Annotated in this window: 19 protein-coding genes; 7 read left to right on the top strand and 12 right to left on the bottom strand. The window is 71.7% G+C overall.

The genetic code is table 11. From position 1 onward, the window contains the following. Positions 1-177: 177 nt before the first annotated feature. Positions 178-1,107: an SPFH domain-containing protein gene (locus ACSC1Q_RS22500; RefSeq protein ID WP_436760674.1), complete on the top strand. Its 930-nt coding sequence runs from the start codon at positions 178-180 to the stop codon at positions 1,105-1,107. 229 nt (positions 1,108-1,336) lie between these two features. On the opposite strand, the gene ACSC1Q_RS22495 is transcribed toward ACSC1Q_RS22500, so the two are convergent. The 6 genes from ACSC1Q_RS22495 to aceB form a co-directional block, all read right to left on the bottom strand. After that, the gene (locus tag ACSC1Q_RS22495; protein WP_436760673.1) at positions 1,337-2,107 is read right to left on the bottom strand and encodes an IclR family transcriptional regulator; all 771 of its coding nucleotides are present in this window, start codon (positions 2,105-2,107) and stop codon (positions 1,337-1,339) included. An 82-nt stretch (positions 2,108-2,189) separates the two neighbouring features. Continuing rightward, a complete protein-coding gene (locus tag ACSC1Q_RS22490) occupies positions 2,190-3,437 on the bottom strand; it encodes a (Fe-S)-binding protein (RefSeq protein WP_436760672.1) in 1,248 nt (415 codons plus the stop codon). Between the two features lies 1 nt (position 3,438). After that, the gene (locus ACSC1Q_RS22485; RefSeq protein WP_436760671.1) at positions 3,439-4,686 is read right to left on the bottom strand and encodes an FAD-binding oxidoreductase; all 1,248 of its coding nucleotides are present in this window, start codon (positions 4,684-4,686) and stop codon (positions 3,439-3,441) included. Positions 4,687-4,697: 11 nt separating this feature from the next. Next, on the bottom strand, positions 4,698-6,155 hold the full coding sequence (locus ACSC1Q_RS22480) for an FAD-binding oxidoreductase (protein WP_436760670.1): 1,458 nt from the start codon (positions 6,153-6,155) through the stop codon (positions 4,698-4,700). Positions 6,156-6,336: 181 nt separating this feature from the next. After that, on the bottom strand, positions 6,337-6,984 hold the full coding sequence (locus tag ACSC1Q_RS22475; RefSeq protein WP_436760669.1) for a DUF1016 N-terminal domain-containing protein: 648 nt from the start codon (positions 6,982-6,984) through the stop codon (positions 6,337-6,339). Positions 6,985-7,093: 109 nt separating this feature from the next. Then, on the bottom strand, positions 7,094-8,710 hold the full coding sequence (aceB, locus tag ACSC1Q_RS22470; RefSeq protein WP_436760668.1) for a malate synthase A: 1,617 nt from the start codon (positions 8,708-8,710) through the stop codon (positions 7,094-7,096). A 243-nt stretch (positions 8,711-8,953) separates the two neighbouring features. Between aceB and ACSC1Q_RS22465 the strand changes: the two genes are divergently transcribed. Together ACSC1Q_RS22465 and hflX are read left to right on the top strand one after the other, a co-directional pair. Then, a complete protein-coding gene (locus ACSC1Q_RS22465) occupies positions 8,954-9,637 on the top strand; it encodes a DUF4097 family beta strand repeat-containing protein (protein WP_436760667.1) in 684 nt (227 codons plus the stop codon). 293 nt (positions 9,638-9,930) lie between these two features. Further along, a complete protein-coding gene (gene hflX / locus ACSC1Q_RS22460) occupies positions 9,931-11,406 on the top strand; it encodes a GTPase HflX (RefSeq protein WP_436760666.1) in 1,476 nt (491 codons plus the stop codon). A gap of 82 nt (positions 11,407-11,488) precedes the next feature. On the opposite strand, the gene ACSC1Q_RS22455 is transcribed toward hflX, so the two are convergent. From ACSC1Q_RS22455 to ACSC1Q_RS22430, 6 genes are read right to left on the bottom strand one after another with little or no spacing between them, the layout of a single operon-like run. Then, positions 11,489-13,075 carry a SpoIIE family protein phosphatase gene (locus tag ACSC1Q_RS22455; RefSeq protein WP_436760665.1) on the bottom strand — a complete coding sequence of 529 codons (1,587 nt, stop codon included), beginning with the start codon at positions 13,073-13,075 and terminating at the stop codon, positions 11,489-11,491. Continuing rightward, positions 13,068-14,750: an ATP-binding response regulator gene (locus ACSC1Q_RS22450; protein ID WP_436760664.1), complete on the bottom strand. Its 1,683-nt coding sequence runs from the start codon at positions 14,748-14,750 to the stop codon at positions 13,068-13,070. Before ACSC1Q_RS22450 ends, ACSC1Q_RS22455 begins: the two co-directional genes overlap by 8 nt. Continuing rightward, positions 14,747-15,757: an ATP-binding protein gene (locus tag ACSC1Q_RS22445; protein ID WP_436760663.1), complete on the bottom strand. Its 1,011-nt coding sequence runs from the start codon at positions 15,755-15,757 to the stop codon at positions 14,747-14,749. Before ACSC1Q_RS22445 ends, ACSC1Q_RS22450 begins: the two co-directional genes overlap by 4 nt. Beyond that, complete coding sequence (locus ACSC1Q_RS22440; RefSeq protein ID WP_436760662.1) at positions 15,745-16,146, bottom strand: anti-sigma regulatory factor; 402 nt, start codon at positions 16,144-16,146, stop codon at positions 15,745-15,747. The genes ACSC1Q_RS22445 and ACSC1Q_RS22440 overlap by 13 nt, the downstream gene beginning before the upstream one ends. Next, entirely contained in the window at positions 16,143-16,523 is a 381-nt protein-coding gene (locus tag ACSC1Q_RS22435; RefSeq protein ID WP_436760661.1) for an STAS domain-containing protein, read from the bottom strand. The genes ACSC1Q_RS22440 and ACSC1Q_RS22435 overlap by 4 nt, the downstream gene beginning before the upstream one ends. Beyond that, on the bottom strand, positions 16,523-17,407 hold the full coding sequence (locus tag ACSC1Q_RS22430) for an STAS domain-containing protein (RefSeq protein WP_436760660.1): 885 nt from the start codon (positions 17,405-17,407) through the stop codon (positions 16,523-16,525). The genes ACSC1Q_RS22435 and ACSC1Q_RS22430 overlap by 1 nt, the downstream gene beginning before the upstream one ends. 837 nt (positions 17,408-18,244) lie before the next feature. On the opposite strand from ACSC1Q_RS22430, the gene hutI reads away from it, so the two are divergent. The 4 genes from hutI (at position 18,245) to ACSC1Q_RS22410 (ending at position 24,420) form a co-directional block, all read left to right on the top strand. Further along, positions 18,245-19,453, top strand: coding sequence for an imidazolonepropionase (gene hutI / locus ACSC1Q_RS22425; RefSeq protein WP_350974555.1), 1,209 nt, complete (start codon positions 18,245-18,247; stop codon positions 19,451-19,453). Between the two features lie 260 nt (positions 19,454-19,713). Then, positions 19,714-20,589: a DegV family protein gene (locus ACSC1Q_RS22420; protein WP_436760659.1), complete on the top strand. Its 876-nt coding sequence runs from the start codon at positions 19,714-19,716 to the stop codon at positions 20,587-20,589. 233 nt (positions 20,590-20,822) lie between these two features. Further along, positions 20,823-21,698, top strand: a complete 876-nt coding sequence (locus tag ACSC1Q_RS22415) for a ComEA family DNA-binding protein (protein ID WP_436760658.1) — start codon at positions 20,823-20,825, stop codon at positions 21,696-21,698. A gap of 163 nt (positions 21,699-21,861) precedes the next feature. After that, the gene (locus ACSC1Q_RS22410; protein WP_436760657.1) at positions 21,862-24,420 is read left to right on the top strand and encodes a ComEC/Rec2 family competence protein; all 2,559 of its coding nucleotides are present in this window, start codon (positions 21,862-21,864) and stop codon (positions 24,418-24,420) included. The last annotated feature ends 168 nt before the right edge of the window (positions 24,421-24,588 follow it).

The following is a 24,588-nucleotide window of genomic DNA, read 5'->3' as shown; positions in this document are numbered from 1 at the left end:
CGGTGCATCCTTACCGGAGCGCGTTCGCGCTCTCACCTCCTACTCCGCCGCTCGTTGGTATCGGGTTCCATAGACGGATATGTCTCCCTTGGGCGTCGAGTCGCCCGAGGCTCCACCGGCTGTGATCGGCCGCCGTTAGGCTCCGCCTTCACGAAACGGGTGCGAAAGGGAGAGATGATGAGCGCTCAGAAGGCCGGGGGCGGCAGGCGGCTGCTGCTGAAGGGGTTCCTCCTCGCGGTCGCCCTGCTGGTGGTCTCCGGGTTCGCCCTCAGCGCGTGCTCGCGGGTGAGCACCCAGCCCGACGAGGTGGTCCTGCACTACGCGGGCGGCGTCCTGGAGGCCATCAAGTTCGAGAAGTGCATCAACCCCTCCAGCGGTGCCACGCTCCTCGGCCCCGGCGACAACGGGTACTCCTACCCGTTCGGCCAGCGGACCTTCGACTTCTCCGGGGCGGACGACGCCGAGTCCAAGCCGCTGTCGGTCGTCTCCAAGGACAACGTGGAGATGACCGTGTCCGGGGTGGCGACGTTCACGCTGAACACCGACTGCAGGACGCTCCAGCAGTTCCACGAGAAGATCGGGCTGAAGTTCCGCGCCTACTACGAGGAGGGCGAGTCGTCCGACGGCTGGCGGCGGATGCTCAACATCTACATGCGGGTGCCGCTGGACCGCGCGATGGACGCCGCCTCGCAGGAGTTCGAGTGGCGCGGGCTGTTCAACGACCCGAAGGTGAAGCAGGCGTGGGAGGCGCGGGTCGGCCAGCTCGCCAGGGAGTTCATCAAGGCGACGGCCGGGGGCGACTACTTCTGCAACCAGAACTACGGGGGCAGCGGGCAGTGCGGCGACATCTCCCTCACCATCCAGAAGCCCGAGCCGCCGGAGGCCCTGGTCGCCGCGCTCGCCTCGGAGCAGGCGGCCAAGGCGGAGAACGTCGCGCAGACCCAGCGCAACGCCAAGGTCCGCACCGAGATCGAGTCGATCAAGGACCTGGTCAGGGTTCTCGGTCCGCAGGGCGCCGTGCTCTGGCAGGCCATCCAGAAGGGGCAGGTCAGCGTGGTCCCGGTGCCGCAGGGCAGCAACCTCAACATCACCCCTCCGGGCCGCTGACCTCCACACCCGGGACCCTCGTCCGGCGATCGTCGCCGGAAGCGGACGACCGGGGAGTCCGGTCGGAAAGCGAGCCGGTCCCCGGAACTCTCGTCCGGTGGCCGTCACCGGAAGCCGGTGATCGGGGAATCCGGCCGGAAGGCGCCCCGGACCCCGGGACCCCCGCCGGGCGGCCGCGAGGTGGTCCCGCGGTCGCCTCACGCCGTACCCGCCGGGACGGGCGACCGGTTCACGACGTGCGGTCCGCCCTGGCGGGCATCACCGGGCCCAGCTCGGCGCCGAGGTCGTGGGCGATCCTGCGCATGCCCTCGGCGAGGTCCCGCCGGTCGAGCGCGGTGACGCGCTCGGCCGGTCCGGACACCGACAGCGCGGCGATCGTCCGAGCCCCGTCCCGTACGCCCACCGCCAGGCAGTGCACGCCCAGCTCCTCCTCGCCCAGGTCCATGGCGTACCCGTGCTCCCGCACCCGCTCCAGCTCGGCGAGCATCCCGGGCAGGTCGGTGATCGTGTTGGCGGTCCTGCGCGGCATGCCGGTCCGCTCGACCAGCGACGCCACCTCGGTGTCGGCCCGGCCGGCCATCAGGACCTTCCCCACGGCCGTGCTGTGCGGCAGCACCCGCCTGCCGACCTCCGCGAACATCCGCAGCCGCCTCGGCGAGGGTACCTGGGCGACGTAGACCACGAAGTCGCCCTCCAGCACCGCCAGGTTGGCCGTCTCGCCCGACAGCTCGACCAGCCTCGTCAGGTACGGCTGCGCCCACACGCCGACCATGCGCTCGGCCACCCCGCCTAGCCGCACCAGCGCACCGCCCAGGGCGTAGCGGCGGTCGGACTCCTGGCGTACGTAGCCCCGCGCGAGCAGCGTGCGCAGCAGCCGGTGGATCGTCCCGTACGGCAGCCCGGTCCTGGCCGCGATCTCCGAGAGCCCGGCCTCGCCACCCCGCTCGGCGAGCGCCTCCAGCACGTCCAGTGCCCGGTCGACCGACTGCACCGCGCTCATGCGCCCCCCTCGATCCCGCACCGGCCGGGCGGGCCGCCCACGGAACCCCTGCCCACGGAACCCTTGTTCACGGACCCCCCGCTCACGGCACCCTCGTCAGGCCACGCAGCGAGGCGTCGAGGACCTGGGCGGTGTGCGCCACCGGGACGGGCTCGGCGCCCCGGCGGCGGATCGCCGCGGCGATCTGCATGGTGCACCCGGGGTTGGCCGAGACCAGCAGGTCGGCGCCGGTGTCGAGCACCCGCTCCGCCTTGCGGTCGCCGAGGTCCCTCGCGGTCTCCGGCTGGAACAGGTTGTAGGTCCCCGCGGAGCCGCAGCAGATCGCCGACTCGGCGATCTCCCGCACCTCCAGGCCGGGCACGCCGTCCAGGAGCTCGCGGGGCTCCGACCGTATCCCCTGGGCGTGGGCCAGGTGGCAGGCGTCGTGGTAGGCCACGGTGAGCGGCAGCGGGTGCCGCTCGGCCGCCGGGCCGAGCGCGACGAGATACTCCGCCAAGTCGACGGTCCTGATCGCCCGGGCCCTCTCGACCCACTCGGCGCCCTCGCCCTCCAGGATCTCCGCGTAGTCCTTCATCGTCGACCCGCAGCCGGCGGCGTTGACCACGATCGTGTCGACGCCCGCCCGCTCGAAGGTGGCGATCGTCCGCTTCGCGAACCTCAGGGCCTGCCTCTCCTGGCCGGAGTGCAGCGACAGCGCCCCGCAGCAGCCCTGCGACGGCGGGATCACCACGTCGCAGCCCTCCATCGCGAGCACCCGGGCCGTGGCCTCGTTGACCTGCGGGAAGAACTCCCCCTGCACGCAGCCGGTGAGCATCCCGACCGTGGCCCTGCGCGCCCCCCGCGCCGCGATCCCGCGCGGCAGCCGCAGCCTGGCGGCGGCCGGGGGAGCGAGGTCGGCCATCGCCGCCAGGGACGGGTTGATCCGCTCCAGCCTCGGCGCGACCGCCCGCCGCAGCCCGGCGCTGAGCCGCAGCGGCAGCCGCATCGCCCGCAGCCGCCGGGGATAGGGGAACAGCTGGAAGACCAGCGCCCGCAGCGCCCTGTCGTCCGGCTCCCGCACGTGCACCCGCTCCACCTCGGCCCGGGTCTGCTCGATCAGCCGGTCGTACCTCACCCCGGACGGGCAGGCGGTCACGCAGGCCATGCACCCCAGGCACGCGTCGAAGTGGCCGGCCATCTCCGGTGTCAGCGGGGTGCCCTCGACGTGCTGTCTCATCAGGTGGATCCGGCCGCGCGGGGAGTCCATCTCCTCGCCCCACAGAACGTACGTCGGGCACGAGGGCAGGCAGAACCCGCAGTGCACGCAGTCGTTGATCAGCTCTGGGTCCACGTCAGATCCCTCCCGCGAACCGGCCGGGGGACATCCTCCGGCCGGGGTCGAACCGTTCCTTGACCCGCCGCATCAGCGGCAGCGCCCCCGACGGGCCCCAGCGGTCGACCCCGCCGGCGAGGGCCGGGGGCGCGGCGAGCACGGTCAGCGCGCCGCCGAGCCGCCGCAGGTCGTCGCGCACGCCGGTCACGAACCCGGCGAACTCCGCCGCGCCGACGCCCGTAGGCAGCGCGACCAGCAGGACCGCGGAGGCGACCGACCCGCGCACGCGCGCGGGCAGCCCGCGCGCGGCGACCGCGTGCAGCGCCGGGTACGCGGCGGCGGGCGGGACCCGCAGCTCCAGCAGCACCTCCTCGCCGGGCGGCACCGCCCACCAGGCGGGCGCCTCGGCGGTGATCCGCGCGCTCCCGTACTCGTCCATCCGCTCGCGTACGGCCTCGGCCCGCGCGCCGGCCGCCACCCCCTCGACGAGCGCGGACACGGCGGACCCGCCGATGAGGTCCGGCCGGTCCAGCTCGACGGCGCTCGGCTCGGCCTGCGAGGCCGCGAGCTCGGCGACCAGCGCGGCCGACGCGTCCTCCGTCCCGGAGCCGGGCAGGTCCACGGTGACCCAGCGGCGGTCGGCGGGGACCGGGTGGAGTCGGAAGGTGGCCTCGGTGATGACGCCGAGCGTGCCGTACGAGCCGGTGAAGAGCTTGCCCAGGTCGTAGCCCGCGACGTTCTTGACGACGTTGCCGCCCGAGGTGGCGACCGTGCCGTCGGCCAGCACGACCGTGATGCCGATCAGCAGGTCGCGGGCGGTGCCGTAGCGGAACCTGCGGGGGCCGGCGACCGCGGTGGCGAGCGTGCCGCCGACCGTGCCGGCACCCCCGGGGGTGTCCAGGACCAGCTCCTGCCGCGACCGCGCGAGCATGGAGCCGAGGACGCCGAGGGGGAGTCCCGCGCCGACCCGTGCCACGAGGTCGCCCGCGGAGTGCTCGACCGCCGACCCGTCGCCGAGGAGCAGGCAGCAGGTGTCGATCAGCAGGTCACACCGTTCGGGGGGATTGCCCCAGTCGAGTTTGGTGCCGTCTCCCACCGGGACCACGGCCAGGTCGTGCGCGGCCGAGACGTGCATCAGCGCGGCGACCTCCCCGGTGTTCTCCGGCAGGGCCACCCAGCGCGGCGGGACCCCGCCCACCGCGTCGTCGGCGGTCGCCTCCCTGATCGTCACGCCGGTCTCGCGCAGCGCTTCCAGAGGCGCTTCCAAGAGTGCTCCCATCAGAAGTGCTCCGCCTGCCCCGACTCGACCAGCGGGTGCGCGCCCTTGCGGACCCCGGGGACCTCGCCGCACAGCCGGGGGGTCGGGAAGATCTTGCCCGGGTTCGACAGGCCGCGGGGGTCGAAGGCGCAGCGCACCAGCTGCATGGTGTTGAGATCGTCCTCCGAGAACATTTTCGGCATATATCGGGACTTGTCCACGCCGACGCCGTGCTCGCCGGTGATGGAGCCGCCGTGCTCGATGCACAGGTCCAGGATCTTCCCCGAGACGATCTCCGCCCGCTCGCCCGCGCCCGGCTCCGCGTCGTCGAACAGCACCAGCGGGTGCAGGTTGCCGTCACCGGCGTGGAAGACGTTCGCCACCCTGATGCCGTACTCGCGGGAGAGGGCGTCGATGCTCGCCAGCACCCCGGGCAGCGCGGTCCGGGGGACGACACCGTCCTGGACGATGTAGGCGGGGCTGATCCGGCCCACCGCGGCGAACGCCGACTTGCGGCCCCGCCAGATCGCGGCCCGCTCCGCGGGGTCGTCGGCGACCCGGATCTCGAACGCGCCGCTCTCCCGGCAGAGCCGCGTCACCTCGCCGAACTGGTGCGCGACCTCCTCGGCCGGGCCGTCCAGCTCCACGACGAGCACCGCCCCCGCGCCCTCGGGGTAGGCGCACGCCACCGCCGCCTCGGCCGCCTCGACGGCGAGGGCGTCCATCATCTCGATCGCGGCGGGCACGATGCCGCCGCCGATGATCGCCGACACCGCCTGCCCGCCCCGCTCGATGTCCTCGAACGCCGCGAGCAGCGTCGTGACGGACTCGGGCAGCCTGCTCAGCCGTACGACGACCTTGGTCGCGATGCCGAGGGTGCCCTCCGAGCCGACGAACGCGCCCAGCAGGTCGTAGCCGGGATCGGTGTCGGAGAGCTCGACGATGTCGCCGTCCGGGGTGACGATCTCCAGGCCGACCACGTGGTTGACGGTGAAGCCGTACTTCAGGCAGTGCGCGCCGCCGGAGTTCTCCGCCACGTTGCCGCCGATCGTGCAGACCTGCTGGCTGGAGGGGTCGGGCGCGTAGTAGTAGCCCAGGTCGCGGACGGCCTCGGTGATCGCCAGGTTGGTGACCCCCGGCTCGACGACGGCCCGCCGGTTCGGGAGGTCGACGGAGAGGATCCGCCGCATCTTCGAGGTCACCACCAGCACCCCGTCGGACCGGGGCAGGGCGCCGCCCGACAGCCCCGTCCCGGCGCCCCTGGCCACGAACGGCAGGCCGTACTCGTCGCAGATCCGCACCACGGCCGCGACCTGCTCGGCGCTTTCCGGCAGCACCACGACGCCGGGGGTTACCCGGTGGTGGGTCAGGCCGTCGCACTCGTAGGTGCGCAGCCGTACGGGATCGGTGATGACCGACCCGGGGCCGAGGAGTTCCTCGAACCTGCGGGCCGGCTCGTCCAGGGTCTTCGTCGACATCGTTCCTCCTCCGGCGTGCCCGGTGTGCCCGGCGGTCCGGCGCCGCCGGTGCCCGCCGGCCTCCATCGGCCGACCGAGGACGTCGTCTTCGTCATCCTCGTCACTCTCGTCATCCGCGTCATCCGCGTCATCCGCGTCATCCGCGTCATCCGCGTCATCCGCGTCATCCGCGTCATCCGCGTCATCCGCGTCTCGAATTCTCGCTCAGCGCGGCGGCGCCGGCGTTCCTGCCGTGCCTGGGGCCGTCGTCCACGAGACCGGCGAAGCGGGGCTCACCGGCCGCCCGCTGCGACGCCCGGCAGTCGGTCCGGAGGTCGGGGGAGGGCGGCGTGCGGACGGGGCCCGGCGGGGAGTGGCGGATGCGCAGGTGGAGCCGGCCCTTGATCATCGTGATCAGGACGCCTCTGGCCCAGCCCTCGTCCGCGGTCTTGCGCGCGTAGAACTCCCTGGTCGCCCCGTTGTCCAGCATATCCAGCAGGACGATGTGGTGGCCCCAGGGAATCGGCCGCGCAGTCTGCGGGACGGAGTCGGGCCAGGCCGCCGCGAAGGCCCTCATGTAGAGGAGGTTGGTCCGCGAGTAGCCCATCGCCTCGGGGAACGCGCCGCGCAGGTCGGCCGAGAGCCGGGGCACCGCCTTCCTGCCCCACTCCTCGTCCGGCTGCCGGTCGAGGATGTGGCGGCCGATCCGCCAGTACTGCCGGATCAGCTCGGTGTCGGTGGTGAGCAGTGCCACCCGCCCCCTGCTGCCGATGATCTCGCGCTTGACGGCGTCGAGCAGCGCTGCGTACTCGCTCTGGTCGGCTCCTCCGCCGTTCCTGTCATCGCTCATGCACGCAAAGTATCCACTCGGCCCGGCGCCCGCATCCGCCCTAGGTGACCGCCCGGAGTGAGGAATCCCCGCCAGGGGATGAGGATTCCGCACCGTCGGAATGGTCATGTCACGGCATACGCGCATACGCCGGGAGAGTAAGGAACTCCGCGAAGTCGTCGTCCAGGGCGACCTCCTTGAACAGCGCGGTGGCCTGACCGTAGAGGGCCTCGTCGTAACCGGGCTCCGCCTTGATCTTGGCGAGCTCCTCGTCGATGATCTTCTCGACCAGCTCCCCGGTCACCACGGCGCCGGTGTCGGCGAGCTCGATGCCGTTGTGGATCCACTGCCAGATCTGGGAACGGGAGATCTCGGCGGTCGCCGCGTCCTCCATCAGGTTGTGGATCGCCACCGCGCCCAGGCCGCCCATCCAGGCGGCGAGGTAGCGCAGCGCCACGTCCACGTTGTTGCGCAGTCCCGCCTCGGTGATGTCGCCGGGGGTCTTGGAGACCGCGAGCAGGTCGGCGGCGGAGACGGAGACGTCCTCGCGCAGGCGGTGCAGCTGGTTCGGCCGGTCGTCGAGGACGGCGTCGAAGACGTCGCGGCAGATCGGCACGAGGTCGGGGTGCGCCACCCACGAGCCGTCGAAACCGTCGCCGGACTCGCGGGTCTTGTCGGCGGTGACCTTCTCCAGGGCGACCTTGTTGACCTCGGGGTCGCGACGGGAGGGGATGAACGCGGCCATCCCGCCGATGGCGTGGGCCCCGCGCCGGTGGCAGGTGCTGACCAGCAGCTCGGTGTAGGCGCGCATGAACGGGGCGGTCATCGTCACGGCGTTGCGCTCGGGCAGCAGGAACTCGCGGCCGCGGGTGCGGAACTTCTTGATCACGCTGAAGAGGTAGTCCCAGCGGCCCGCGTTGAGGCCCGCGGAGTGGTCGCGCAGCTCGTAGAGGATCTCCTCCATCTCGAACGCGGCCGGGTAGGTCTCGATGAGCACGGTCGCCCGGATCGTCCCCCGGGGGATTTCGAGCAGCTCCTGGGCCCTGACGAAGACGTCGTTCCAGAGGCGGGCCTCCAGGTGCGACTCGATCTTCGGCAGGTAGAAGTACGGGCCCTTGCCCTTGGCCATCTGCCGTTGCGCCGAGTGGAAGAAGTAGAGGCCGAAGTCGACGAGGGAGGCCGAGAACGGCCTGCCGTCGAGGGTGAGGTGCTTCTCGTCCAGGTGCCAGCCGCGGGGCCGGACCACGACGGTGGCCAGCTCGCTGTCCGGCTTGAGGGCGTAGCTCTTCTCCCCGGCGGAGAAGTCGAGGGTCCGGTCGAGCGCGTCGCGCAGGTTGAGCTGGCCGCCGATGGTGTTCTCCCAGGTCGGGGCGTTGGCGTCCTCGAAGTCCGCCAGCCAGACCTTGGCGCCCGAGTTCAGCGCGTTGATCGTCATCTTCCGGTCGACGGGGCCGGTGATCTCCACGCGGCGGTCCACCAGCCCGGGGGCGGGCGGGGCGACGCGCCACTCGGACTCGCGCACCTGCCTGGTCTCGGGCAGGAAGTCGAGGGTGCCGCCCGCGGACAGCTCCGCCTGGCGGGCCCGGCGGGCCTCCAGCAGCTCCAGGCGCCGGCCGTCGAACTCACGCTGGAGGGTGGCCACGAAGGCCAGCGCCTCCGGCGTGAGGATCTCGTCGAAGCGGTCCCGGATGGGGCCGCCGATCCCCACGCCGCCGGTCTCCACGCCGCCGGTCTCCACACCGTCCATGGGTCCTCTTTCCCTAAAGCTTTCCGCATGGTGGAAAAGTAATTCTGAATTGTGGAATCGACGCTACTTGAGGGCCGGTCACGGGTCAAAGGCAGGGTCCCCCTCAGGGGTCGCTCGGGGAGTTCCCCGATGATCTGGGAGGCGGACTCGGACAGAGTGAGGTCAGCGCCCCCGGCAGAGGGGGAGAACGGACCGGTCGCACATGGGAAGCGAAGACTTCCCGGAAAATCGAGGATTGAGCGCATGAGGAAGAACATGCTCGTCGCCGGGGCGGTCGTGGGGTCGGTGTTCCTGCTCTCGGGCTGTGACCTCGGTCTCGACTTCCGTGAGCGGCAGCAGGAGGTCGTCTCCTACGACGTCACGGACAAGCTGACGGCCCTGGACGTCGCCGCCGGTTCCGGCGATCTCGTGGTCACCGAGTCGGACCGGCCCGCCGTCCACGTGACCGAGACCATCCACTGGCGCGGCGACAGGCCCACGCCCAGCCACTCGGTGGACGGCGGCACGCTCACCTTGCGCGACGAGTGCCGGGGCAACTGCTCGGTCGACTACAAGGTCGAGATCCCGCGGGGCCTCAAGACCAAGCTCGACACCGGCTCGGGCACCATCACGATGCGCGGGCTGACCGGGGAGGTGAACGCCGTGAGCGGCTCCGGCGAGATCGAGGCCGGCGGTCTCACCGCCAAGCGGTTCACCGCCGAGACCGGCTCGGGCGACATCGAGGCAAGGTTCTCCGCCGCGCCAGAGGGGGTGGAGATCGAGACCGGGAGCGGCGACGTCGTCGCGTACCTTCCCCGGGGAGGGTACGACGTCACCGCCGAGACCGGCTCCGGCGACGAGACCGTGGAGGTGACCAAGGACCCCGCCTCGTCCCGCAAGGTCACGCTGCGGACCGGTTCCGGCGACGCCCAGGTCCTGCTGCCCTGACGACGCGCCCGGTGTGGACCGTACGGGGTGACGTCGCCCGGCTCGCGGGGAGGCGCGGGTCCCGCCGCCCCGGTGCCACGCCCGTGCTGGTCGCGCGGGCCGGCGCCCGCCCGGCGCCGTGCCTCCTGAACGCCTCCCGAACGCCTCGGGACGCTCCCGGGACGCTTCCGGCGCCCCGATCAGGGCGTGTCCGCGCCCCGTGGGGACGAAGTGGTGATAACCAGGTGATGACGTAGGGGTTCCCGTGGCACCATCGAGGGGAAGAGACCCGGGGTGTTCGGGCGTTCACTCATATGAGAAGAACATGTGGGCACCAACCATCTGAATGGAGCGACGACATAGACACTCGTGAGCCGCTGGACATCGACCGATTCGACGACCTGCTCGACAACGGCGAGATGGACCTGGCCGAGCGCCAGGCACTCCGCCGGGTGGCGGGCCTCTCCACGGAGCTGGAAGACGTCACCGAGGTCGAATACCGCCAGCTGCGGCTTGAGCGGGTCGTCCTGGTCGGCGTCTGGACCTCCGGAACGGCGACCGACGCCGAAAACTCCCTCCTGGAGCTGAAGCTCCTCGCCGAGACCGCGGGTTCGGAAGTGCTGGAGGGGCTGATCCAGCGCCGGCAGAAGCCCGACACCGCGACCTACATCGGTTCGGGCAAGGCGCAGGAGCTCGCCGACATCGTCTCCGCCACCGGTGCCGACACCGTGGTGTGCGACGGAGAGCTGAGCCCCGGCCAGCTCCGCCAGCTTGAGGAGATCGTCAAGGTCAAGGTCATCGACCGGACCATGCTGATCCTCGACATCTTCGCCCAGCACGCCAAGAGCCGCGAGGGCAAGGCGCAGGTCGAGCTCGCGCAGCTCAACTACCTGCTTCCGCGCCTTCGAGGCTGGGGTGGCAACCTGTCGCGCCAGGTCGGCGGCCGCGCCGCGGGCGGCGTCGGCATGGGCGGCCGCGGTCCCGGTGAGACCAAGATCGAGCTGGACCGCCGCCGGATCCGCGAGCGGATGGCCAAGCTGCGCCGCCAGATCGGCGGCATGACCACCGCCCGCGAGACCAAGCGCTCGCGGCGCACGCAGCGCGAGGTCCCCGCCGTGGCCATCGCCGGATACACCAACGCGGGCAAGTCCTCGCTGCTGAACCGGCTGACCGGCGCGGGAGTGCTGGTCGAGGACTCCCTGTTCGCCACGCTCGACCCGACGGTCCGCAGGGCGCACACGCCCGACGGCCGCCTGTTCACGCTGGCCGACACCGTCGGGTTCGTCCGGCACCTGCCGCACCAGCTCGTCGAGGCGTTCCGCTCCACGCTGGAGGAGGTCGGCGACGCCGACCTGATCCTGCACGTGGTCGACGGCTCGCACCCCGACCCCGAGTCGCAGCTCACGGCGGTGCGCGAGGTGATCGGCGACATCGAGGGCACCCGCGACATCCCCGAGATCGTGGTCATCAACAAGGCCGACGCCGCCGACCCGGTGGTGCTGGCCCAGCTGACCGCGAAGGAGAACCATACCGTCGTGGTCTCGGCCCGCACCGGCGCCGGGCTCGACGAGCTGAGGGCCGTGATCGAGCGGGAGCTGCCCCGCTTCGACCAGGAGGTCAGGCTTCTCGTGCCGTACGAGCGCGGCGACCTGATCTCCCGGGCGCACAAGGAAGGCGAGGTCCTCGGGGTCGAGCACACCGGCGACGGCACCGTCCTGCACGCCAGGGTCCTGCCCGGCCTCTTCGCCGAGCTGGAGAGGACCGCGAAGCCGGTCGAGACGGCGGTCTGACCCGCCCTTCCGACGACGCGCCGTACCACCCCCTCCGGGGCGGTGCGGCGTTTCGGTACGCGACGCGGTGCCGCGAAGGGCCTCAGCGACGCGTCTCGTGCTCGCGGCGGAACATCACCAGCGCCACGTCGTCCTCCCTCGCGCCGAACCGCTCGATCAGCCGGTCGCAGAAGACCTCCAGGTCCTCCTTCACCTGCTCCGCCAGGTGCCGTACGATCTCCAGGCTCTCGTCGAGGAGCTTGTCGCGGTCCTCGATCAGCCCGTCGGTGAACATCAGCACCGAGCTTCCCTCGGGGACGCTGACCCGGTCGACCCGATAGGTCTCCTCGGCCACTCCCAGCAGGAGGTTGCCCAGGCGGTGGTAGCGGGCCTGGCCGTCCGCGATGAAGAGGGCCGGGATGTGCCCCGCGTTCGCGATCTCCATCTCCCCGGTCGCCGGGTCGAGCAGGAGCAGGCACACGGTGGCGGTCATGCCGGGGTGATAGCGGCGCAGCACCTCGTTGAGCAGCGCCATCGACGCGCCGAGGTCCGAGGTGCCGATGACGGAGGCGCGCAGCGCGTGGCGCAGCTCCGCCATGACGGTGGCGGCCAGCAGCGAGTGTCCCTGCACGTCGCCGATGGCGATGAGCACCCGGTGGCCCAGCCGCAGGACCTCGTAGAAGTCGCCGCCGACCTCGACGTTGTCGACCGCCGGCTGGTAGCGCCAGCTGATCGCGAGCCCGAGGGTCTCGGGGATCCGCGCCGGCAGCAGGCTGCGCTGCAGGGTGAGGGCGATCGCGTGCTCCTCGGCGTACGCCCGCAGCGCGTCCACGGCGAGGGCGAGGGCCTGGCCGAGCTGGCGCAGCACGTTGGCCTCGTCGGCGTCGAGCGGCTGCGCCCCCTCCACCCCGAGGTAGACGGGGGGCCTGCCCAGCTTGGTACGGCAGAGCACGGCCGAGACGTCGCCGCTGAGCGTCGCGTCGGGCATCAGCTCCAGCCACTCGGCGGCCGGCACGGTGAAGACCTGGGTGCCCGCGGCGGCCCCCAGGGACATCGCGCTCAGCCGGGGCAGCGTGTCCGGCGCCGCGATCTTGGCGACGGCGTCCTCGTGGGGGAACGCGGAGAACCTGCGGGTCCGGCCGTCGGGGGGCAGGGCGAGCGTGCCCGCCTGCCTGCCCAGGATTCGCGAGGTTCCCTCGACGGCCGTGGCGAGGAGCTCGTCGAACGTCTCGGCGGAGTTCATCGAGAGCGTGACCTCGGTGAGGGCGGCGAGCCGCCTGGCCATCAGCTCGGCCCGCTTCCGGGCACGGTAGTAGCGCAGCGTGGCCTCGACCGTCGCCGCGAACTCGTCCGGCTCGACCGGTTCGGCCAGGTAGGCGTCGGCCCCGCGTTCGAGGCCGTGCGCCCGGTCGGCCGGGGTGATCGCCGCCCCGGAGATCTGGATGACCGGGATGGAGGACGTCGCCGGGTCCGCCTTGATCTGCTCGCAGACCTCGTAGCCGCTGATGTCGGGCAGCCGTACGTCCAGGACGACGAGGTCCGGCCGGAGCTCCCTGACCTTGACGAGCGCCTCCATGCCGCCGGTGGCCTGCACGACCTGGTGCCCCGAGCGCCGCAGCCAGCTGGACAGGATGTACAGCTTGGTCGGGGTGTCGTCCACGACCAGCACCGTCGCCTCGTTGTCACTCATCGACGGGTCCGAGGGCGCTTCCGATCGCCTCCAGCAGGGTGTCGCGGCGGAGCTCCTGCTTGGAGATCATCATGTGTGCCCTCTCGGGGACCTGGCGCGACGTGGCGACGGTCACGATGATCACCGGGACGTCGCGCAGCCGTTCGTCGTCCGACATCCGCAGCATCAGCGCGGTGCCGTCGAGGCGGGGCATCAGCAGGTCCACCAGCGCGAGGTCGGGCGGGGTGGCCGTCATCATCTCCAGCGCCATCAGGCCGTCGGACGCCTCGTCGACGTGCGCGGCGAACCCGGTGAGCATCCGGCGTACGCCGGCGCGGAACTCCTCGTCGTCGTCCACGACGAGCACCCGGCCGACCGCGGGAGTCCCGTCGTAGCGGTAGGGCAGCCTCAGGGTGGCCGTGGTGCCCGACCCGGCGACGCTGGTCAGGTGCAGCGCGCCGCCCAGCGCCTCCGCCAGTCGCCGGGCGTACGGCAGGCCGAGCCCGGTCCCCTTGCTCCGCACCTGGATCGGCCCGGGGACCTGGAAGAACTCCTCGAAGACGCGTTCCAGGTGCTCCTCGGGCACGCCTATCCCCGTGTCGGTCACGGTGAAGACCAGGTCGTGGGTGGCCGCGTCGAGGTTCGCCTCCAGCCTGACCTCGCCGCGCTCGGTGAACTTCAGCCCGTTGGAGAGCAGGTTGCGCAGGATCCGGGTGAGCATCATCTCGTCCACCAGCATCTCCCGCGGCGCCTGCGAGACCTCCACCGTGAGCGTCACATCGTCGTTGCCGGTGGTGGGGTGCAGCGTCAGGCGCAGCCGTTCGGCCAGGGCGACCAGGTCGACCAGGGAGGGCTGGGGGTCGAGTTTGCCCGCCTCGGCCTTCGCCATGTCGAGCAGTTCGCTCACCAGCGACAGGAGCGTCTCCGCCGAGGAGCCGATGAGGTTGAGCTGGTGGAGCTGCTCGGCGACCAGCGGATCCCCGCCTGGTCCCACCAGCAGCCGGACCAGGCCGATGATCGAGTTGAGGGGGGTGCGCAGCTCGTGGCTGACGGTGGCCCAGAACCTGTTCTTCGCGTCGCTCGCCGCCCGGAGCTGCGCGGACTTCTCGTCCAGCTCCGCGTAGAGCGCCACGACGCCGCGGTTGGTCTCCTCCAGTTCCTCGGACAGCTGGTTGTAGAGCGCCAGCACTCCCTGGTTGGTCTCCTGCAGCTCGGTGTTGAGCTGCAGGACCTCCTCCAGGGTCTCGGCGAGCTCGCGGTTCTGCCTGCGCAGCTCGTCGAGGGCGGTGGTGGGCGCCGAGCCGGCGATCCTGGCGCGGATCTCCTCTGCCGAGAGTGTCGGCTTGCGGCCCTGCGGGAGCCGTTTGACCATGCTTATTCTTCCCTCGGCGGGATCGACCTTGATGCGGTCGACGAGACGCCCCGCCAGCGCCACGCCGTCCGACGAACGGAAGCCGGCCTTCGCCGAGAAGTCGACGGCGATGCACAGGGCGTCACCCTCCAGCCGGAAGGAGACGGAGATGTCGGTGCCGGCCTCGACGAACTCCCTGCCGATCTCGCTCAGCGCGGTGGCCACCCGGATCTGGTCCTGGGCCTCCAGCCCCACGCTCTCCGCCACCTCGCGGCCCAGCTTGCGCATGGCGAAGACGTCCTGGTCGTCCTGGACGTGGATCCTGACCAGCTCGTCCCCGGTCATGCGCCCGGCCTCACGGCGACCACGCAGGCGTCGTCCCTGCGGGTCCCGGCGTCACGCAGCAGCGTGCCGGCGACGACGGAGGGGAGGCGCGTGACGAGCCCGGGGTAGGAGGTGATGTCCCAGCGATCGGTCAGGCCGTCGGAGTGGAGCAGGACGACACCGTGCCGCGGCAGGACGTACTCGTACTGGCGCAGGGTTCTGGCCTTGTGCCCGGCGATGCCCGGGACGGAGATCATCCCCTGGCGGCCGTCGTTGTGGGCGATCCAGGCGGAGACGTTGCCGAGGCCGGCGAAGCTCACCGTCCCCGCGGCGCCGTCGACGCGGGCCACGGCGACCGCGCCGCCCCTGGTGTGGCCGAGGCCGGCGTGGATGCGCTCCAGGACGGTGACCGGGGCGAGGTCCGCGTGCCGCAGGAACAGCCGTACCGCCTCCTGGGAGGCCTGCGCGGCCGCGGGGCCGTGGCCCAGGCCGTCGCAGAGCATCACGGTCGTCGTGGCGCCCTCCTCGGTGATCACGAACGCGTCGCCGCAGACGGTCTCGTCGCCGATCGGGCGGGTCAGGCCGCTCACCCGGGACGGGGGGCGCGGGGCGCCCTGCGCGACAAAGTACATGCCGAGCACGGTGCCCCGGCTGGGGATGGAGTGGACCTCGTACCCACTGGCCATCCGGGCGATGCCGCCCAGGCCGATGCCGAGCGTGCCGGCGGTGGAGTAGCCGTCGCGCAGGGCGCGCGAGACGTCCCGCATCCCCGGCCCCCGGTCGATCGCGAGGACCTCCACGGCCGAGTCCAGCTCCGGATGAGGGCGGATCAGCATGACCCCCTCGGTCGCGTGCTTGACCAGGTTCGACGCGGCCTCGCTCACCGCGACGGCGACCCGTCCGGTGTCCTCCTCGCTGAACCCGCGGACCTCCGCGAGCGTCACGGCGCTACGGCGGAGGGCGCCGATCGCGCTGGCGTCCTCCGCGTGTACCCAGGTGTCGCGCTGGGAGTGGATCAGCGCGCCCATTTCGTCACCGTGATCAACGTGCCCTCACCGGGAGTCGATTCCAGGTCGAACTCGTCGACCAGGCGGCGGGAGCCGCTGAGGCCGAGGCCGAGGCCTCCGCCGCTGGTCCATCCGTCGGTCAGTGCCTGCTCGATGTCCGGGATGCCGGGCCCGTTGTCGCTGAAGACCATCCGCAGGCCCTTCCGCACGCCCTTGTGGACGACCTCGACCCTCACCTGCCCGCCTCCCGCGTAGACCAGGGCGTTGCGAGCCAGCTCGCTGGCCGCGGTCACCACCTTGGTCTGGTCGACCAGAGACAGGCCCACGTTCACGGCGACGGTCCTGACGCGCTGGCGGACCAGCACGACGTCGCCGCTGACGTTGATGGGCAATTCCTCCGCGATCGTCACCGGGCGGCCGTGGAGCGCTCGGAGTTTTCGATCTGGTTCAGCAGCGTGACGCCCTTCTCAAGGTTGAGCGCCGTGCGCACGCCGCCGAGGGAGAGGCCGAGCTCGACGAGGGTGATCGCCACCGCCGGTCGCATGCCGACGACGATCGTCTCGGCGTCGAGCATGCGGGAGATCGCCGCGATGGTGGCCAGCATCCGGCCGATGAAGGAGTCGACGATCTCCACGGCGGTGATGTCGATGATCACTCCCCGCGCGCCGGTCTCGACGACCTTCTCCGACAGGTCCTCCTGGAGCGCGAGCACGCTCATGTCCTGGAGGTCGATCTGGATGGAGACGATCAGGATGTCGCCGAGTTTGAGGATGGGGACGCGGTCCATCAGCCCTCCACCGTCCGTACCGCTATGCGGGAATCCCCGCCCCTGACGAATTTGACGCCGCTCGCCCGCAGCGTGTGGGCCAGCGCGTCGGCGAGGGTGGCCTTGGTCACGATGTCGCCGAACTCGATGCCGAGGGTGACGATGGTGTGGGCGATCTGCGGGCGGATGCCGGAGATCACGCACTCGGCGCCCATCAGCCGGGCCGCCACAACGGTCTTGAGCAGGTGCTGGGCGACCTCGGTGTCGACGGCGGGCACGCCCGTGATGTCGATGACCGCGTGCTCGGAGCCGGTGTCGACGAGCGTCTGCAGCAGCTTCTCCATGACGACCTGGGTCCTGGCCGAGTCGAGCGTGCCGACCAGCGGCACCGCGACGATGCCGTCCCAGAGCTTGACCACCGGGGTGGACAGCTCAAGCAGCTGCTCCGCCTGATCGATGATGACCTTCTCCCTGGCCGCCGCGTAGCTCTCGATGGTGAAGAGCCCGAGGTCGTCGATTACCCGGGAGAACCAGATGAAACCCCGCAGGGCCTCGGGAGAGCCGTCCTCCTCGACGATCTCATAGAGCGCCTCCTTCAGGCCGAAAACCACGATCGCGGTCTCGGTCGGGGTGAAACCCTGACGAGCACGGTCCCTGGAGAGCTCGGCGAGCAGGCCGCGCAGGTCGCTGAGGTCGCCGGAGTCGCCGAACGACTGGCGCAGCGCCTGGTAGAGCTCGCGCAACTGGTCGGCCAGCCCCCCGCGATCCGCCTGATTGCCGGTGCCACCGGTGGGCGAGCGGGCGATCTCAAGCCAGCGCTTGAGGAGACGCGCCTCGTGCTCCTGGAAAAGTTCTTCGATGCGACGCCGACCGGCGTCCGCGTGGACGGACAAGGCAACTCCCATGCGTACGACCTGGAGACAACTCGCACGAAAGGCTACATGGAACGTCCTGCTTACGACCCTTTTTGGGGGTTCAGTGGGCCGCCAGTGGTCAGAGCTTCAGGAGGGCGGAGCGGCCAGGCAGGGCGGTCGGCGCGGCCGTATCACGTCACGGCTTCACGGGATGCGCGTCCCTCGAAGTCATGGAAGGCCGCGGGGGAGCGACGGGGGGCGGGGGAGGAGTGCCGAGGGGGCCGAGCCTTCCGGACGCCGGGAAGGCGCGAGCCCTTCGGATGCCGAGGGGCACGAGCTCTCCGGATGCCAGCCTAGAGTGGTGGCGGACGGCGTTTCAATGGCGGAACTTGCGCCGAGGGGCCCGAGGGGGCTGCACTACAAGAGCGCGAAAACGCACAAAAGCCTCAAAAGTGACAGTGGTCGCCCAAGGTTTGGATTGCTACCATAAGGCAAATCTAGCGAGATGTTATGACGCAAGTTGCTCTGGTGACTACTGTTACGAGCGATGAAGAAGTAGTCTGAGCTGTGGAAAGTTGCTCAACGCCACGCGTGATCGTCGAGCCGATGGGTGAGGTGCGGTCGCGGAGGGGCGGCGTTCTTCCCAATTAGCCTGTACAGCGGGCCGACTTGTGAAATAACGTAACTGAACTGAAATCGCCCGATCATGATCTCGGCGATACTGTCGCCGCACAGCAGATAAGCGGATGAGAGCAGGAGACCCCCGATGCCGTCCGGACTCACAGCGGGCTTGAAGGGCACGGTGCCCGGCGACGTCCGGGGCGGCTCGCCCCGTCCGGGTGCGGTCCTCCTCCAGGTGTCTTCCCCTGAACACAAGGCGGTGATGCGATGACGGTCCGCCTCCTGACCAACATCGGCCGGCTCTGGACCGGAAACGACGTGTTCAGCAATGCGGCGATCCTCGTCCACAACGACCGGATCGCCTGGGTCGGCCGCGCCGCGGATCTCCCGCAGAGCGTGCCCGGCGTCGTCGACGACATCGTCGACGTCGACCACGTCGAGAACCTGGGCGGCGCGTTGGTCACCCCCGGCCTGATCGACGCGCACACCCATCCGGTGTACGCGGGAAACCGCTACGCCGAGATGGCGATGCGCTCCAGCGGCTCCACCCCCTCCGCGATCACCGCGGCGGGCGGCGGCATCGGCTCCACCGTGACGGTCACCCGCGGCACCGACCCCTGGACGCTCTGCAACGGCGTCCGCGAGCGGCTCCGCGACTGGCTGCTCAGCGGCACCACCACCATCGAGGCCAAGACCGGCTACCACCTCACCCGTGACGGCGAGCTGGCCGACGTACGACTCCTGCGCGAGCTGGAGAAAGAGCCGATGATGCCGCGGGTGCACGTGACCTTCATGGCCGCGCACGTCGTCCCGCCCGAATACTTCGGCCGCCAGCGCGACTACGTCGAGGCCGTGGGCGCCTGGTGCGCCGACGCCGCCGCGGCGGGAGCCGACGGTGTCGACGTCTACTGCGACGAGGGCCACTTCACCGCGGAGGAGGCCCGCTGGGTCCTGGCCTCCGGACGCAACGTCGGCCTGCTGCCCCGCCTGCACGCCGGTGCCTACACCCGGCGCGGCGCCGTCCAGCTCGCCGCCGAACTCGGCTGCGCCTCCGCCGACCTGCTCCACCACACCACCGACGAGGACATCGCGATCCTGGCCCGCTACGGCGTCCCCGCCGTGGTCTGCCCGGGGACCGCCCTCCAGCGTGGCAGCCTGCCTCCGGTCCGCCGGATGCTCGCCCAGGGGGTCACGGTGGCCCTCGGCAGCGACCACAACCCGGGACACTGCGGCATCACCTCGATGTCCCTGGTCATCAGCCTCGCCGTCGCGGCCTTCGGCATGAGCGTCGGCGACGCCCTCCGGGCCGCCACCCTCGGTGGTGCCACGGTCCTCGGCGCCCCCGATCGCGGCGTTCTCGCCCCCGGCCGCCTGGCCGACATCGTCCAGTGGGACGCCGACCACGAGGGCGCCTTCGCCTGGGCCTTCGGCCTCAAGCCCCGCCGGGTCTGGCGCGGCGGCACCCCCGTTCAGTAGACCTCCCTCCCCTTCCGGAGGTTCCGCACCGGAACCCTCACCCGCCGGATCCCCTTTCCCGGTGACCTTCTCCTTCTCCTGCCGGGAGTCCCTCCCCTCGGGCGGCGGTTCCCATGCCGGTGTGCCTTTTCGCCGCTCACGGGCGGCTCGGGTTCGTTCACAGCCGGCTCGGGCCTGCCCACGAGCGGTTCCTCGTTGTTCAGGGGAGCGGGAGCCGATCCCGTCTCCTTCGCGTGATCTCCGCCACGTAACCTCTGGACATGTCTCCACCGGTCGCCGTCGTCACGGACTCCACCGCCTACCTCCCGCCTGAGGAGATCTCCCGCCGGGGAATCGTCGTGGTGCCGCTCCAGATGATCGTGGGAGGCCGGCCGCTCGACGACACGGCGTGGATCGAGGGTACGAGCGTGGGCGACGCACTGCGCGAACGGGGTCAGGTGACGACCTCCATGCCCGCCCCGCGCCGTTTCACGGACGCCTACGCCGAAGCGGCGGCCCGGGGCGCGACCGGCATCGTCTCCATCCACCTGTCCGCTGAGATGTCCGGTACGGTCGAGGCCGCCCGCGCGGGGGCCGAGCATTCCCCCGTTCCGGTCGACGTCGTCGACAGCAGGTCCATCGCGATGGGCCTCGGGTTTCCCGTCCTCGCCGCCGCGAGCGCCGCCGCGCGGGGCGCGACACGGACCGAGGTGGCGGACGCGGCCCGCCGCCGCGCGGAGTCGGTCCGTAGCTTCTTCTACGTCGACACCCTGGAGTATCTCCGCAGGGGAGGCCGGATCGGCGCGGCGGAGACCCTCCTCGGCTCGGCACTGATGATCAAGCCGATTCTGCACATCTCCGGCGGGGCGATCGTTCCCCTGGAGAAGGTCCGCACGGCGAGCCGTGCCATCGCCCGCCTCGAAGACCTCGCGGTCGAGGCCGTGGGCACGGGCGCGGGCCCGGTGGAGGTCGCCGTCCAGCATCTCGCCGCCCGGTCCCGCGCCGACACCCTGGCCGCGCGGCTGCACCGGCGCATTCCCGCCCTCGCCAAGCTCATCGTCGTCGAGGTCGGCCCGGTGATCGGCGCGCACGTCGGCCCCGGCATGCTCGGCATCACCGTCTCCGCCGGAGAGCCTCTGGTGTCCACGGATCTGTGAGGTCCACCGGTTCACGAGGTTCACTGATCTGCGAAGTCCACTGATCCGCGCGGTCCGCCGATCCGTAAGGTCCGCTGATCGTCCCTGACCCCCGGCACCATTCCCCTTCGTTCCCCTCGTTCCTCTTCGCCGCTTGCTTCGCCACCATCAGGCTGGTCATCCCCTTGTCCACTTATCCCCAGAACAGGATTCGGTGAAAGTGTGCTCGCTGCCGCCTCCGTAACGTCCTGCGGGTGCGGACCACAGGCCAGAACACCGAGCACTTCCAAGCCGAGTCACGGCTGCGGACTCTGACCGGGAGCGGATCACTCAACCCGGCGCCCCCGCCGCGCCGTCCGGCCGGCATGCCGCGCCCGGGCAGGCACGCACGGTCCGGCGGTCGGAGCGAGCCGGAGGACATCGTCGTCCACGATGGTCCCGCCGCGCGCACGCGTTCGGCACCGATCCCTCCGTCCTTCGAGGCGCTTCGCAAGGTCGTGGCCACCCAGAAGGTCGCACTCGGTCCTGACCGCCCGAGTTTGCGCCTCCTGCTGCTCGTCGCCCTGGTGGCGACCGTCGCGGGCGGTGTGTACGCCTGGCGGTCCCAGCCGGAGCCCGAGCCCTTGGCCCCGCCGATGCCGATCGCCGGGTCACCGCTGTCGGCGCCCGTCAGCGCTTCGCGGCAGCGGCCCACACCGGTCGCCGAGCTGACCGTTCACGTGACGGGTAAGGTCCGCCGGCCCGGGGTGATCACGTTGCCCGGTGGTTCGCGGGTCGCCGACGCGGTCCAGGAGGCCGGGGGCGTCCGTGGAGCAGCCGCCACCGGATCCCTCAACCTCGCGCGCAAGCTCGTCGACGGCGAGCAGATCGTCGTCGGCCTCTCCGGCACGGCCGCCGTCGCGGCGCCCGCCCCGGTGAATCCCGTGGATCCCGCCACCGCCGTCATCGACCTCAACACCGCCACCCCCGAGCAGCTTGAGCAGCTACCGGGCGTGGGCGAGGTGCTCGCCCGGCGCATCGTCGAATACCGCGACGCACACGGCGGCTTCCGTTCCGTCGAACAGCTCCGCGACGTGAACGGGATAGGTGACCGCAAGTACGCGGAGATGCGGGACAAGGCCCGTGTGTGACGCCCCGGTCGCGAGGGCGGTCATGACGCGATTCGCCACAGTCGGCGGCTCCGGGGGGTCGTCAGGAGGATCCGGGAGGTCGGGAAACCCGGACGGGTCCGGAAAGGGAGAGGGGCGGCGTGCGCATGGCACGCATCTGGTCCTTCCGGCGGCGGTCTCATGGGTGACCGCCCTCGTCCTGCTGGGCTGCTCAGCCGCGACCGGTGCGGTGACGGCCGGTCTCATGGCCGCGGGCGCCCTGGCCGTGGCCGTCCTGACCCCGGCGCGGGGAGCGACGGGCCGGCGAAACGCGGCGATCGCGGTCCTGGGATGCGCCGCCGCGGTGGCGGGGTCGGTGGCCTTCCGGGTGCACGCGGTCGGTACGGGGCCGGTCGCCGAGCTCGCGGGCAGGAACGCCTCGGCGACGGCCGAGGTGGTGGTGACCGACGACCCCCGGGAGACGAGCCGGAAAGGAGGGCCTTTCCCGCGAGAGAGCTTCGTGGTGCCCGCCCGGGTCGAGGCGGTCAGGACGGGAGCGGGCAGGGTGACGCTGCGGGCTCCGGTGGTGCTGTTCGTCTCGGGCGCCGAGTGGCGCTCCCTGCTGCCCAGCCAGCGGGTGGAGGTCAGCGGGCGTTTCGGCCGGGCCGACCCCGGAGAGCCGCTCGCGGCGGTGGTGCTGGTCAGGGGAGCACCGCGGGTCCTGAGCGAGCCCTCCTGGGAGCAGCGCGCGGCCGGGGCACTCAGGTCGGGGCTGCGGGAGGCGGCCGACGTGTTGCCGCCGTCGCAGCGCGGGTTGTTGCCCGGCCTGGTGGTCGGCGACGTGTCCCGGATGGACGAGCAGGTCGAAGCCGACTTCAAGGCGGCGGGCCTCAGCCATCTTCTCGCGGTCTCCGGCGCGAACCTCGCCGTCGTGGCGGGGGCGGCGGTCGCGCTGGCCAGGACGGCCGGGCTGCCGCTCGCGGCGCGGGCGGTGCTGGCGATGGCGGCCATGGTCGCCTTCGCGGTCGTCGCCCGGCCCTCGCCCAGCGTGCTCAGAGCCCTCCTGATGGGAGGGGTCGCCGCTCTCGCCCTCGGTACGGGCCGCTCGCGCGACGGTGTCGCGGCCCTGTCGGTGACGGTCCTGGGGCTGGTCTTCTTCGTCCCCGACCTCGCCCGCTCCTACGGTTTCGCCCTGTCGGTCTCGGCCACCGCGGGCATCCTGGTCCTCGCCCCGGGCTGGCGCGACAGGCTCTCGGCCCGCATGCCCCGGTGGCTCGCCGAGGCGACCGCCGTGGCCGCCGCGGCCCAGGTCGCCGTCACCCCCGTCCTGGTCCTGATGTCGGGTCAGCTCGCACCGGTGGCGATCCCGGCCAACCTGCTCGCGGGCCCGGCCGTGGCCCCCGCGACCCTGCTCGGCTTCGCGGTGGCGCTGATCGCACCCCTGCACATGGGGCTCGCCCAGCTGCTGGTCCGGCCGGCGGGGCTGGCCACCGGATGGATCGTCGAGGTGGCCGAGCACACCGCGGCGCTCCCGCTGGGCGTGATCTCGTGGCCCGGCGGCGTCACCGGGCTGCTCCTGCTGGCCGGTGCCGTGCCACTCGCCGTGCTGGTGCTGCGGCACCGGCGGCCACGCCTGATCGTCCTGGCGGCCCTCACCGGCCTGGTTCTCGCCGTGACGGTGGCCGCGCCGATCGTGGCACGCTGGCCGCCTCGTGGATGGTTGCTCGTGGTCTGCGACGTCGGCCAGGGAGACGCCCTGCTCGTCGCCGCGGGGCCCGGGCGGGCCGTGGTGGTGGACGCGGGTCCGGACCCGGTGCCGGTGGACCGCTGCCTGCGCTCCATGGGGGTCGGGGAGGTGCCGCTGGTCATTCTCACCCATCCGCACCTCGACCATGTGGGAGGCCTCGACGGCGTCTTTCGCGGACGCGCCGTGGGAGCGGTGATGGTGACCCCGCACGGTGCCGGGGAGCGTGAGGGGGTGAGGCTGAGCGCCGATCTCGCCCGCCGCCACGTGGTCGAGTGGGCGGCGAGGCCCGGCGCGAGCTGGCGGTTCGGACCCTCGGAGCTCACCGTCGTCGGCCCGGCGGACGAGGACTCCCCGTCCGGTGCGGGGGAGGGGGCGGCCGTCAACAACGCCAGCGTCGTGGTGCACGTCCGCTGGGCCGCGGGGGCGGCTCTGCTCAGCGGGGACATCGAGACCGAGGCTCAGGCCGAGCTGCTCCGGCGTGGCCTGCCGCCCGCCGAGATCCTCAAGGTTCCGCACCACGGATCGGGCAGGCACGACCCCGCCTTCCTCGCCGCCTCCGGTGCCCGTGCCGCTCTGATCAGTGTGGGGGCGGACAACGGCTACGGTCACCCCGCCCCGTCGACCCTGGCGGCGCTGCACCGGCTCGGCATGCGCGCCTACCGGACGGATCTGTCGGGAGACCTCGCGGTGGTGGTCCGTGAGGGCGCTCTGGCGGTCGTCGCCCGGGGGCGCGCACCCCCGTCGGCGGGCGGCGCGAGGCATCCGGTCCGGGGTGGCAGGGCTGAGCCGGGAGGGGATGAGGCGTTCGCGCTCGCCGCGGACCTCGGCGCGGACTGGGTGGCAGAGCTGAGCAGGGAGGGGATGAGACGGTGGGGGGATGAGCCGGCAGGGGTGGGACGGTTCCCGATTCCGGCCACGTCGGCGCGGGTCAGGTCCCGGTTCTGGCCGGGCGGCGGAACTCGGTGTCCACATCGGCGGCGTAGACCGACCGGCTGCAGCGCGCGCAACGGTACATGATCGGCCCCTCGTCGAGGGACGTCCCGCAGTGGGGGCAGGCGTGGCGGCGAATAGTGGAGTTTGTCATGGTTCTCACCTCTTGTGTTGTTCCCATGGTGTCTCGCGGCACCTGCATTTCGATTGCGAACGACTTGCCCGCGACCCATCCGGTCACCGGGACGTGGCATG

It is taken from the genome of Streptosporangium heterodermiicola (genome assembly GCF_051390675.1).
Lineage (GTDB): Bacteria > Actinomycetota > Actinomycetes > Streptosporangiales > Streptosporangiaceae > Streptosporangium.
The sequence above is the reverse complement of the archived record's forward strand: the minus strand, read 5'-3'. Positions and strand labels throughout refer to the sequence as shown.